Source organism: Pseudomonas sp. FeS53a (assembly GCF_000931385.1).
In the GTDB taxonomy this organism is placed as follows: Bacteria; Pseudomonadota; Gammaproteobacteria; order Pseudomonadales; family Pseudomonadaceae; genus Metapseudomonas; species Metapseudomonas otitidis.
Window position 1 is genome coordinate 207,979 of sequence record NZ_JYFT01000075.1, and the last position, 12,161, is coordinate 220,139.

7 protein-coding genes are annotated in these 12,161 nt (G+C 66.7%); 2 read left to right on the forward strand and 5 right to left on the reverse strand.

The features are described from left to right. The first annotated feature begins 1 nt into the window (after nucleotide 1). Entirely contained in the window at nucleotides 2-2,161 is a 2,160-nt protein-coding gene (locus SZ55_RS23655) for a type I secretion system permease/ATPase (protein ID WP_044412592.1), read from the forward strand. Nucleotides 2,162-2,170: 9 nt separating this feature from the next. Continuing rightward, nucleotides 2,171-3,529: an HlyD family type I secretion periplasmic adaptor subunit gene (locus tag SZ55_RS23660; RefSeq protein ID WP_044412594.1), complete on the forward strand. Its 1,359-nt coding sequence runs from the start codon at nucleotides 2,171-2,173 to the stop codon at nucleotides 3,527-3,529. 603 nt (nucleotides 3,530-4,132) lie between these two features. On the opposite strand, the gene SZ55_RS23665 is transcribed toward SZ55_RS23660, so the two are convergent. From SZ55_RS23665 to SZ55_RS23685, 5 genes are all read right to left on the reverse strand, one after another. Further along, the gene (locus SZ55_RS23665) at nucleotides 4,133-7,546 is read right to left on the reverse strand and encodes a DEAD/DEAH box helicase family protein (RefSeq protein ID WP_044412596.1); all 3,414 of its coding nucleotides are present in this window, start codon (nucleotides 7,544-7,546) and stop codon (nucleotides 4,133-4,135) included. Next, nucleotides 7,543-9,654: a GmrSD restriction endonuclease domain-containing protein gene (locus tag SZ55_RS23670; protein WP_044412599.1), complete on the reverse strand. Its 2,112-nt coding sequence runs from the start codon at nucleotides 9,652-9,654 to the stop codon at nucleotides 7,543-7,545. The genes SZ55_RS23665 and SZ55_RS23670 overlap by 4 nt, the downstream gene beginning before the upstream one ends. A gap of 139 nt (nucleotides 9,655-9,793) precedes the next feature. After that, nucleotides 9,794-10,237: a DNA-binding protein gene (locus SZ55_RS23675; protein WP_044412603.1), complete on the reverse strand. Its 444-nt coding sequence runs from the start codon at nucleotides 10,235-10,237 to the stop codon at nucleotides 9,794-9,796. Then, on the reverse strand, nucleotides 10,185-10,802 hold the full coding sequence (locus SZ55_RS23680) for a MarR family transcriptional regulator (RefSeq protein WP_044412606.1): 618 nt from the start codon (nucleotides 10,800-10,802) through the stop codon (nucleotides 10,185-10,187). The genes SZ55_RS23675 and SZ55_RS23680 overlap by 53 nt, the downstream gene beginning before the upstream one ends. A gap of 266 nt (nucleotides 10,803-11,068) precedes the next feature. Then, nucleotides 11,069-11,488 carry a PaaI family thioesterase gene (locus SZ55_RS23685; RefSeq protein WP_044412609.1) on the reverse strand — a complete coding sequence of 140 codons (420 nt, stop codon included), beginning with the start codon at nucleotides 11,486-11,488 and terminating at the stop codon, nucleotides 11,069-11,071. Nucleotides 11,489-12,161 lie beyond the last annotated feature (673 nt).

The following is a 12,161-nucleotide window of genomic DNA, read 5'->3' on the forward strand; positions in this document are numbered from 1 at the left end:
GATGACCACCATGGAACTGGCGGGCCCCGCAGTCGACCCGCGGCAGAGCCACGATGACCCCTTGCTCGACGGCCTGCTGATCCTCTGCAGGCTGCACGAGAGCCCCGCCAGCCGGGGCAGCCTCACCGCCGGCCTGCCGCTGGCCGAACAGCGCCTGACCCCGGAGCTGCTGCCCCGTGCAGCCGCCCGGGCCGGGTTGCAGAGCCGCCTGCTGCGCCGCGAGCTGCACGCCATCTCGCCGCTCAACCTGCCGGTGCTGCTGCTGCTGCGCAACGGCCGCAGCGCGGTGCTGCACCAGTGGGGCAAGGATGGTCGCGCGCTGATCCTGCCCAGCGAGTCCGACGGTGGTCAGCAATGGATCGACCGCGAGGCCCTGGCCGCCGAGTACAGCGGCCAGGCGCTGTTCGCCCGCCCCCGCCACGAGCTGGAGGAGACCCGCAAGCCGCTGATGCCCCGGGTCAAGTCCTGGTTCCGCGACACCTTGCGGCTGTCGCGCTGGCTCTACACCGACGCGGTGCTCGCCAGTCTGCTGATCAACCTGTTGGGCATGCTGGTGCCGCTGTTCGTGATGCAGACCTACGACCGCGTGGTGCCCAACCAGGCCACCTCCACCCTCTGGGTGCTGACCATCGGCCTGCTCATCGGCACCGGCTTCGACCTGCTGCTGCGGGTGCTGCGGGCGCACCTGCTGGACACCGCCGGGAAGAAGACCGATGTGGTGCTCTCGGCCACCCTCTTCGAGCGCATCACCGGCATGTCGATGAAGGCCAAGCCGGCCACCATCGGCGGCTTCGCCCAGAGCATCCATGACTTCCAGGGCCTGCGGGAATTCCTCACCGCCGTCACCCTCACCAGCCTCATCGACCTGCCCTTCTCCGTCCTCATGCTGGTGGTGATCGGGCTGCTCGGCGGCTGGCTGGTGGTGATCCCGATCCTCGCCTTCCCCATCACCGCGATCTTCGCCTGGATCATCCAGGCCCGCCTGCGCGACACCGTGCAGCGCAGCCTGGCCCTGGGCGCGGAACGCCAGGCACTGCTGATCGAAACCCTCTCCGGCCTGGAAACCCTCAAGGCCTGCGGCGCCGAGAGCGAGCGCCAGCACCGCTGGGAGCGCACCCACGGCGCCCTCACCCGCCTGGACAGCCACGCCCGCTTCCTCTCCGCGCTGGTCACCAACGGCACCCTGTTCCTGCAGCAGTTCGCCGGGTTGGCGATGATCGTCGCCGGGGTCTACAGCATCATCGGCGGCAACCTCAGCGTCGGCGCCCTGGTGGCCAGCTACATGCTCAACGGCCGCGTGCTCGGGCCGCTCGGGCAGATCGCCGGGCTCATCACCCGCTACCAGCAGGCCCAGCTGACGATGAAGAGCACCGACTCGCTGATGGGCCTGCCCCAGGAGCGGGAGAACACCCAGCAGCCGCTGGAACGCACCCACATCCGCGGCGCCATCGACGTGCGCGGGGTGAGCTTCCGCTACCCCGAGCAGAACGCCCCGGCGCTGCACAACGTCAGCCTGCGCATGGCCGCCGGCGAGCGGGTCGGCATCATCGGCCGCAGCGGCTCGGGCAAGAGCACCCTGGCGCGGCTGCTGATGAACTTCTACAGCCCCGAGGAAGGCCAGGTGCTGCTGGACGGCATCGACCTGCGCCAGCTGGACGTGGCCGACCTGCGCCACCAGATCGGCTTCGTCACCCATGACATGCCGCTGATCTCCGGCAGCCTGCGCGACAACCTCACCCTCGGCGCCCGCTACGTGAACGACGCGCGGATGCTGGAGGTGGCCGAGCTGACCGGCGTCACCGAACTGGCCCGGCAACACCCCCAGGGCTTCGACCGCCCGGTGGGCGAGCGCGGCCAGCTGCTTTCCGGCGGCCAGCGCCAGGCCGTGCTGCTGGCCCGCGCGCTGCTGCTGGACCCGCCCATCCTGCTGCTGGACGAGCCCACCAGCGCCATGGACAACACCAGCGAAGACCTGCTGCGCAACCGCCTGCACGCCTGGGCCCAGGGCAAGACGGTGGTGCTCATCACCCACCGCGCCTCCATGCTCAGCCTGGTGGAACGCCTGGTGGTGCTGGACGCCGGGCACATCGTCGCCGACGGGCCGAAAGAGGCCGTCATCGATGCCTTGCGCAAGGGCCGTGTCGGCCCGGCGGCTGTCTAGGAGGGCTCCATGGCCAACGCTCAAACCCCCGCCCAGTACTTCGGCGGCCGCGCCCCGGCCCGTGCCGACACCGAGTTCATGCCCGAGGTGGACGGCGCCATCCTCGAAGACTCCCCCACCGGCACCCGCATCACCGTGTGGGTGGCCTGCAGCCTGCTGATCGTCGCCCTGGTGTGGGCCAAGCTCGCCGTGCTGGAGGAAGTCACCACCGGGGAAGGCAAGGCCATCCCCTCCAGCAAGGTGCAGGTGATCCAGAACCTGGAGGGCGGCATCGTCTCGGAGATCTTCGTCCGCGAGGGCCAGGTGGTGAACAAGGGCGATGTGCTGCTGCGCCTGGACGACACCCGCTTCCTCTCCAACAAGGGCGAGACCGAGGCCGACCGCCTGGCGCTGATGGCGCGGGTCGAACGCCTGGCCGCCGAGGCCGAGGGCCGCCCCTTCGAGGTGCCCGACGAAATCGCCAAGGGCGCGCCGCAGCTGGCCGAGGACGAACGCGCGCTGAACCGCACGCGCCTGCAGCGGCTGGAAAGCGAGCAGCACATCCTCAAGGAACAGCTGCGGCAGAAGGAGCAGGAACTGGCCGAGTTCCGCTCCAAGTCCCAGCAGTACGCCTCCAGCCTGGCGCTGCTGCAGCAGGAGCTGAACATGTCCCAGCCGCTGGTGGGCACCGGCGCCATTTCCGAGGTGGAGATCCTCCGCCTGCGGCGCAGCGCGGTGGAGATGCGCGGCGAGCTGAACGGCACCAACCTGGCCATCCCCCGGGCCGAGGCAGCGGTGAAGGAGATCGAACGGAAGATGGAGGAGAGCCAGCTGTCGTTCCGTTCCGACGCCTTCAAGGAACTCAACGAAGCCCGCACCGAGCTGCAGAAGATCACCTCCACCGGCCGCGCCATCGACGACCGCGTCTCGCGCACCACCGTGCTCTCGCCGGTGCACGGCATCGTCAAGCAGCTCAAGGTCAACACCATCGGCGGCGTGGTCCAGCCGGGCAGCGACATGGTGGAAGTGGTGCCGCTGGAGGACAACCTGCTGATCGAAGCGCGCATCCGCCCGCAGGACGTCGCCTTCCTCCACCCCGGGCAGAAGGCCATGGTGAAGTTCAGCGCGTACGACTACACCATCTACGGCGGGCTCAAGGCCAAGCTGGAACTGATCGGCGCCGACACCATCACCGACGACAAGGGCAACAGCTTCTACCTGATCCAGGTCCGCACCGACAAAAGCCACCTCGGCAGCGACGCCAAACCGCTGCTGATCATCCCCGGCATGGTCGCCACCGTGGACATCATCACCGGCGAGAAAAGCGTGCTCGACTACCTCCTCAAACCCGTCCTCAAGGCCCGCTCCGAAGCCATGCGCGAACGCTAGTGCAGGGTGGCGGAGGCGCTCGCCGTCAATCACGTACCAGGCCGCGATAGGCCCACCGGTCCGTAGGATGCGCTGAGGCACGAAGCGCATCACGCCGGGGGTTCAGGCACTTGCACGGCGTCATCCACAACGTATCGAGGGTGAGCATCGCATTGGGTGTATGGCGCTCTTTCCATCCACCCATGGTGTTCGGCATGGCCACGAATGGTGGATCGGTGAAGCGCGATCCACCTACGGCGCTCGGCGGTAATCGTGTGCCAGGGTGCGATGGGCTTCGCACAGCTCAGCCCATCCTACGAGTGCCACCGGTTCTACCGGTTCGGTTCGTAGGATGCGCTGAGGCACGAAGCGCATCACGCCGGGGCTTCATGCGCTTGCACGGCGTCATCCAGAGCACATCGAGGGGAGTCACCGCGTAGGGTGGATGGCGCTTTTTCCATCCACCAATGACGCTCGGCATGGCCGCGAATGGTGGATCGGTGAAGCATGATCCACCCACGGTGCTCGCCGGCAATCGCGTGCCAGAACGCGATGGGCTTCGCACAGCTCAGCCCATCCTACGGGTGCCACCGGTTCTACCGGTTCGGTCGTAGCATCACGCCGCTACGCCACCATCGCTGAGGACTTCACCCGCTCCAGCACGCCCAACAGCTCATCGACCTGCTCGGTGCTGAACAAGCCATCCGGCCCTGCCGGGGTCAGGTCGGTGAAGGGCGACTCGTACAGGCGGTAGGGCTCCATCACCCCGAACTCGGTGAGGTGCTGCACCACCAGGTCGACGAACTCGATCTGGTTGGCACTGAGCGTCTTGCCGACGAGGAAGGCCGCCAGCGCCTCGGTCGCGGCCTCACGGTCCAGGCCCACCAGGGAGCGCACGAACAGGCCCAGGCCGTGAGCGTGCTCCTTGGCCAGGTTGATCTCGCCTGCCGCCGCACCGCTGTCCACCAGCATCTGCTCAAGGGCCTGCAGATCGAGGGCGGTCAGTGGCTGGTTGCGCCTCAGTTTCTGCAGAGAGAGGTGATCCTGGTGCTGGCGCAGGAAGGCCCGCACCTTCTCACGGAAGCGTTCGAAGCTGGCCGGATTGATCATGGTCGGCATCGCCACTTCCTCGACCCGGCCCAGCTCATCGGCAAAGTTCGTGTAAACCGTGCGGCCACGTCCCGGCTCCAGCAGCCTGATCAGCCCGCGCAGCTTGCGCCGGGCCTGCTCCAGCATGGAAACGGTCACGTCCTCCCACCATTCCTGTCCCGCCACGGCCTCGATCAGCAACGCATGGGCGCCGATGGCCGGCACCTGCGCACATTTCTCCAGCAGCGCCTGAGCCAGCTCCTGCACGGCCTCGGAGTAACGGGCGAAACCCGGCTCGGCGTTGAGGATGCAGAGCTGCAAACGCAGGATCAGCAGGTCGAAACGCTTGGCCTCCTCGTCCTCCTCCGCCAGGGTGCAAGGCAACCCGGAGAGGTGCTCCGCCAACTCCTGCAACTGCGCGGGCCCCAGGTCGTTCCAGATGCCCACCTGGGCGTAGGTTTCCACCCAGCGCCGCTTGGGCCGTACCAGGAAGTTATCCAGCGTCATGGCCGCAACGCGCTCGTGCAGCATCAGGGCGATGTCCTCGCGCAGCTCATCATCGCTGTAGCTCGTTTCATAGGCGCCCGCAGGCTCGCGGACGCCCGCCTGCGCGCGGCGCCGATCCAGCGCGGCCAGCATCGCCAGCCGGGCCTTGAACAGACGCTGGCTCAGGGGCTCGGTCAGCGAGCCCTCGGCCGGCTCCGGGTTCTCGTTGAAGAATTCGAAGTTCTGGCAGAAATCGAAGATGAAGAAATCTTCCTTGTCCTGCCCCGGCCCGAACAGGTCCGTGCACAGCCGCGTGCCGCGCCCCACCATCTGCCAGAACTTGGCCTTGGAGCGCACCACCTTGAAGAACACCAGGTTGACCACTTCCGGCACGTCGATGCCGGTGTCCAGCATGTCCACGGAGATGGCGATGTGCGGCGCCTTGTCCTTGATCGAGAAGTCATCGATCAGCGTCTGCGCATAGGGGGCCTTGTAGGTCACCATCCGCGCGAAGTGACCGGCCTTGTCCGGGTAGTTGGCGTCGAAGCGCTTGGCGATGAAGGTCGCGTGATCGTCGTTCTTGGCGAAGATGATGGTCTTGCCGATGCGCTCGCCTCCGGCCACCTTGTGGCCGCGCGTCATCAGGGTTTCCAGCATCTTGTCCACGGTGTCGGTGTTGAACAGCCAGCGGTTCACCGCCTCGGCGCCTACCTCCTTGGGCGCCGCGTCCTCATCACCCCAGTCCAACTCATCCCACTGGTCCTTCTCGTCTTCGCTGAGGTCGTCATAGCGAATGCCCTCGCGCTGGAACTTCAGCGGCACGGAAACGGCTCGCGGGCGCACCAGATAGCCCTCGGCGATGGCGTCTTCCAGGGTGTAGGCATCGGTGGGGACACCGCTTTCCAGGTTGAACAGGCTGTAGGTGTTGCGGTCGATCTCGTCCTTGGGTGTCGCCGTCAGCCCCACCAGCAGAGCATCGAAGTAGGAAAAGATCGCCCGGTACTTCTGGTACACCGAGCGGTGCGCCTCGTCGATCACGATCAGGTCGAAGTGACCCACGCCGAAGCGCCGCTGGCCCGCCTGCTTCTCGTCGATCAGCCCCATCATCGTCGGGTAGGTGGACACGTACACCCGCCCCTCGCCGCCCTTCTCCGTCACCAGGTTCACCGGCGATGCCGAGGGCAGGAAGGTCTTGAATGCATTGGCGGCCTGGTTCACCAGCGCCACCCGGTCGGCGAGGAAGAGAATCCGCTTGGCCCAGTTGCAACGCATCAGCAGGTCGCACAGCGCGATCACCGTGCGGGTCTTGCCGGCGCCGGTGGCCATCACCACCAGGGCCTTGCGCTGGCGGTCACGCTCGAAGGTCTCGCCGATGCGGCGGATGGCGCGCACCTGGTAATGACGTTCGACGATGGCCGGGTCGATGCTCGCCTCGCCCAATGGGCGGCGGCTGGCATGGCGCTGCTGCATCAGCTCCAGCTCTGCCTTCTTGTGGAAGCCCTGCACCAGCCGCGCGGGATAGAGGCGGTCATCCCACAGCCAGTGCTCGTAGCCGTTGGTGAAGTAGATCAGCGGGCGGCGGCCGTAACGCGCCTCCAGGCAGTTGGCGTAGAGCTCCGCCTGGCGTTGGCCGTCGTAGGGGTCTTTCTGGGTGCGCTTGGCCTCGATCAGCGCCAGCGGCAGGCCATCGTCGCCCCACAGCACGTAGTCCACCGAGCCCTGGCCACTGGCGTTGGGCATGCCCTCTACCGGGAACTCCCGGTCGCGCTCGGCCTCCAGCGTCCAGCCGGCCTCGTGCAGCAACTGGTCGATGAACAGGTCGCGGGTCTGCGCCTCGTTGTAATCGTGGGTGTCCGCCACCTGGGTGTTGGCGGCCTTGGCTGCCTCCACCTCGGCACGCAGGCGGCGCACCTCCTCATCCAGCGCCGCATTCTGCTCGCGGGCCACGGCCAGCTCGGCGTCACGCTGGGCGGCGTCCTGCTCCAGCGTCTTCAGTTGCGCCAGGCTGCGGGCCACGGCCTGGGCCGGGGGTGGCGGCAGCAGGTTGGGGTCGAAGCGCAGCGCCGCATCCGGCTTGCTGCTGGCATGGCGGGCGTAGGTGCGGCCCAGCCAGTAGGTGACATGGAACAGCTCGCTCAGCACTGCCTGGGCATCCTGCTGGCGCACCTGCCGCGTGCTGTGCACCGCATCGTTGCCGCGCTTGCGGATGATCTCCATCTTCGCGTGGAGCATCGGCCCCACCAGAGCCTTGAAGCTGGGCTCGAAGAGGAAGGCCGACAGGTCACTCTTGTACGGCGGGCGCAGGCTGCGGTCGGCCTGGAACAACCAGGCCACCATCAGCTCCAGCGTGCGCCGCGCGTAGAAGCACGCCGAACGCGGGTCGGCCAGTACCCCTGCCTCGGCTTTCAGCGCCTCGGCGTGCAGGGCCGGCCATTCGGCCTTGAGGAAATCGAAGTTGCTCATGCGTCCGTCCCACTGCCCAGTTGCCGCTCCAGGGACTGACGCACCAGCCCGAGGATGTACGGCAGGTCATTCAACGACTCCAGCCCCACGGATACATCGCCATTGCCCCAGCGCCCCAACCCGGTCACATCGCGGCACAGCCCGCGCGGGTCGTTGATGTCGGCGAAGGGCATGTTCAGCGACAGGCGCAGGCGCCCGGCCTGGGGCACCACGTCGACGAAATTGGTCTCGGCCTTGAAAGCCACGTACAGCTTCAGAAATTGCTCGCTGACACAGGGATCGAGCGCCTTGACCGCCTTGCGGAAGGCCTCGAACAGCGACGCACCCGGCTCCACCTGAAGGTAGGGATGGTCCTTGAGCCCGTAGCCCGTCTCCTCCGACGGCTCCTGGTAGGCCGCCAGCACCTGCGCCTCCAGGTGCGGCGCCGTCCACACCTGCAAGGCCCGCTCGGCAAGTTGCGCCGCGCGTGCCTGGATGGCCGCCTCGTTCCACTGCTCCACGCTGCCCAGGCCAGCGTTCAGGCGCAGCGGGCTCTCGCGGAAGCCGCCTGGCATGTCGCGCTTGGCCTGGAACGGGTGGTCGCTGTACTCGGCGTTGTAGCCGGTCAGGGTCAGGTTGCCGAGGGTGTGCAGCCAGTAGCCGTGCACCTCCTCCCAGTTGGCCCCCAGGGCCTCGCGCCACTCGGCGGAGAGTGCCGGGTTCTGCGGCATGATGTGCTCGATGGTGTACTCGTCCACCACCACCCGCTCCTTGCGCTGGAAGTTCTCGAAGCGCCGCAACCAGTAGCTGCGCACCCGGATGTTGTACAGGTCGCGCTCCGGCAGCGCCCGGCGGAATTCCTCGTCCGAGGGGAAGCGGCGGTACGACGGCAAGCCCAGGAAGTGCGCCTGGATGCTCTCCAGGTAGCGGTCCTTCTTCAGCGCTCGGCCAAAGGTGGCGAAGGTCTTGTTCATCGAGTTGGTGGGGATGGCGCAGACCGTGCGGCGGAACACGTAGGACTCCACCAGGCGCACCGCCGCCAGCAGGTCCGCATGGCTCAGTTGGCCCGTGGCGTAGTCGTGGTACAGCTCCAGCAGGAAGGGATAGGCCACCTCCACCTTCAGCTCCCGCAGGTCATGGAAGGCCTGGGCCAGCTCCGGGTCGGGCTCGGCATTCAGCGCCATGGCGCAGAAGTAGCGCGCGTAGTCACGCACCTCGCGCACCTGCGCCTCCACCCCGAGCTGGGCGACCTTCGGCTTGCGGCTGTGGCTGCGGAAGGCCTCGTAGACCTCGTCCTGGCGCGGAATCTCGCCGGTCTTGAGTGTCAGGTAGTGGCGCATGAAGGCATCGAAATAGAGCCCGTAGGCCTCCTGCCCGAAGGCCACTTCCATCGGCCGCCAGTAGTCCTCGTACAGACGGCTCTGCAGCTCGGTTTCCAGCCCCATGAGGATGAAGTTGCGGATCAGGTCGGCCTGGCTCAGCTTGCGGCCGGTGGAGTTCATGCTTTCGAAGATCAGCTGCGGGTTGTCCTGCGAGCGATTCAGCGCGATGTCCACCAGCACCAGCTTGGCCAGCCCCCGGCACAGGGCGGCCAGGTCCTCATGCTGCTCGGCGATGCAGCGCTCGAAGAAGCGGTAGTTCTCGTACACCCGCAGGGAATGCTCCGCAGGCTGTTCCTTGCCGGCCACCAGGGCGATCAGCGAGGCCTTGTCGGTTTGCGACAGCACCAGCTTGTAGCGCCGCTCGCCGCGCTCCAGCGGGTTCTCCAGGTAATAGGCCCGCAGCTTTTCGGGGGAGAAGCCGTCCAGCGGCTCCTGCTCCGCCTCGTCCAGGCCCGCCAGGTGGTGGGCCAGAGCCGTGAGCAGCAGGGTCACCGTGGTCAGGCGCTGCTGGCCGTCGATCACCAGGTAGGGCTCCACGCTGGTCAGGCTCGACAGGCCCTTCTCCACGTACACCACCGAGCCCACGAAATGCGCACTCACCTCCTCGTCACGCCCGGCCCGCAGGATGTCATTCCACAGTTGCTCGCATTCCTTCTCCGTCCAGGAGTAGGTGCGCTGGTAGATGGGGATGACGAACTGCGGGGCTTGCTTGAGGAGATCGAGAAAACGCGCTTCCGATGCCTTCATTTCAACGTCCTTGATGACTCGCCAACCCATTCAGCGGGTGGCCGAGGGAGAGAGGGAACGAACCGCGCAAGCATACAAAGTGCCAGCACGGCCCGCATCACCAATGAGTCAAAGCCTGATGCGAGAACACCCCGCGACCTCAATCGACCAGCTCGGGATGGTGTTCGCGTAGCCAGCCCAGGGTGTGCTCTAGCAAGCTGTGGGCCTCTTCCAGGCAGGTGGCCAGCATCGCCTCGGAGACCGGCTCACCGTCGTAGTCACTGAGATTGCGTTTGCGCCGCAAGGTGTCGAGCACCATCAAACGCTCAGGCTCGATGCCCATGCTCTTGGGCAGCGCCTGCAGAGCGGTCTGGTGATGGCCCGGCTGGCTGGTGGAAGTGCGGTAACCGTTAGCCTGCAACCCCACCATGGCGCATTGCAGCAGGCACTTGTAGGCGGCATCGAAACGGTTGTCGGCACTCAGGGCCTGCAACTGGGCATCGGCCAGATTGCGGCTGGCGGCGGCGACCAGCCGAGCAATGGCAGCCTTGTCAGGGGTTACTTGCTGCAGACGCTGCAAGGCCAGCAAATTCTCCAAAGTCATCTTCTACTCCCTGTATGAACAGCCGCGGCCGACTCACCAGCTCGCGGATGAAGGGCTCACCTTCGGCCAGCTTGCGCTGGAACTCCTGCACCCCGTACAGCACCGGGTTCACCTCACGACCTAGCTGCTCCTGGCAAGGGTTCAACGCCCGCACCAGGTCGACGAAGCCCGCCGAGCCTATCACCATCACATCCACATCACTGTGGGCCTGCTCCTCGCCTCGGGCCACGGAGCCGAACACGAAGGCGTACTCGATAGAGGCAGACAGAGGCGCCAAGGCTGCCCGCAGTACATCGACAACACCCGACGTCTTGCGGAACAGCCCGGCCAACTCCTCGAACACCGGGCACTGCCGATTGGCCTGGTAAAGCACCTGGTTGCCTTGCTGTGAACGCAGCAAAAGGCCTGCCTCAGCCAAACGTGCCAGCTCCCGGTGCAGGGAGCCGGGGTGGGTATCGGTGATGCGCGCCAGCTCGCGCACATGCAGGGCCTGCTCGGGGTGCAGCAGCAGCCAGCTCAGCACGCGCTGGCGTTGCAGGCCGAAAAGCGTATCCAGAAGGTTCATGTTGTAGCCTTTTTAGCTTCATTCGTAGCCGATCTGGCTACATTAAATCTCAACGAGCCGCTCAACAAGACGACGGTTACAACGGTCAGATACCCGCGACATGGGCATGCCAGCTCCAGTAGCCCGGTTGTAGGGTGGATGGCGCTCTTTCCATCCACCAACGGCGTCCAACACGGCTGCGCGGGTGCAACGCCGGGGCACTGGTAGCCCGGACTTCAGTGCGGGGACACGAACAGCTCCCGGGCTGAAGCCCGGGCTACGCGGCGTCATACCCGGCTCACCAACGCCGTGGCGGTTGCCGTGGCCACCACCTTGCCGGCCTGCTCCAGCTCGGCGGAGAGGAAGCACACCTGGCCGCCGCGCCGCTCCACACGCCCCCGGCCGAGCAGCGTGCCGACCCGGGCGGGCCGGTGGAAGCTGACGTTGAGGTTCAGCGTGGGGGCGAACTCCCCCTCCCCCAGGGTCGAGGCCAGGGCCGGGCCCATGGTGTCGTCCAGCATGGCGGCGAGAAACCCGCCCTGTACGTTGCCCACCGGGTTGGTGAAGGCCTCCACGGCCTCGAACGAAACCTCGATGGTGCCGGCCTCGCCATCCACCGCAAGAATCCGGATGCCCAGGGTCGCGGCGGCCTTGGGGGCCGGTAGCTGGCCGTTCTGCACCTGCCAGAAAAACGCCTTCTCGTTCATTGCCTACTCCTTGTGGCTGCCGGGGCAGCGTCGTCGAACGGGCCATGGCCCGGGATGAAAAGGGGAATGGCCCCACCTGGGGGTGCGCGCCAGGCCATCGGTAGCCCGGACTTCAGTCCGGGGACCCGGTTGTAGGTTGGATGGCGCTCTTTCCCTCCACCAATGGCGCTCGGCGCCACTTCGGTGGTGGATCGATGAAGCGCGATCCACCCTCCGGCGCTCGCCGGCCATCATGTGCCAGGACGCGATGGGCGCCACCGGTTCGTAGGATGCGCTGAGGCCACGAAGCGCATCACGCCGAGGCTTCGGACGCTTGTACGGTGTAATCCGCAGCGCATCGAGGGTGCAGCGCCGGGGCGCCGGTAGCCCGGACTTCAGTCCGGGGACCCGAGCAGCTCCCGGGCTGCGGGGTGGAAGTTCCGTGCATTTGCCAATTGCGCCCGGCATCGCGCCAACGGTGGATCGATGAAGCGCGATCCACCCTACGGGGGTACAGCGTCGGGGCACTGGTAGCCCGGACTTCAGTCCGGGAACCCGGTTGTTGGGTGGATGGCGCTCTTTCCATCCACCAACGGCGTTCGGCACGGCTGCGCGGGTGCAGCGCCGGGGCGTCGGTAGCCCGGGCTTCAGTCCGGGGCCCAGGAACAGCTCCCGGGCTGAAGCCCGGGCTACG

Bases quoted from the DNA above. Each gene is read 5' to 3' on its own strand.
- SZ55_RS23665 (WP_044412596.1), bottom strand. From the start codon at position 7,546: ATGAGCAACTTCGATTTCCTCAAGGCCGAATGGCCGGCCCTGCACGCC.
- SZ55_RS23655 (WP_044412592.1), top strand. From the start codon at position 2: ATGACCACCATGGAACTGGCGGGCCCCGCAGTCGACCCGCGGCAGAGC.
- SZ55_RS23685 (WP_044412609.1), bottom strand. From the start codon at position 11,488: ATGAACGAGAAGGCGTTTTTCTGGCAGGTGCAGAACGGCCAGCTACCG.
- SZ55_RS23660 (WP_044412594.1), top strand. From the start codon at position 2,171: ATGGCCAACGCTCAAACCCCCGCCCAGTACTTCGGCGGCCGCGCCCCG.
- SZ55_RS23675 (WP_044412603.1), bottom strand. From the start codon at position 10,237: ATGACTTTGGAGAATTTGCTGGCCTTGCAGCGTCTGCAGCAAGTAACC.
- SZ55_RS23680 (WP_044412606.1), bottom strand. From the start codon at position 10,802: ATGAACCTTCTGGATACGCTTTTCGGCCTGCAACGCCAGCGCGTGCTG.
- SZ55_RS23670 (WP_044412599.1), bottom strand. From the start codon at position 9,654: ATGAAGGCATCGGAAGCGCGTTTTCTCGATCTCCTCAAGCAAGCCCCG.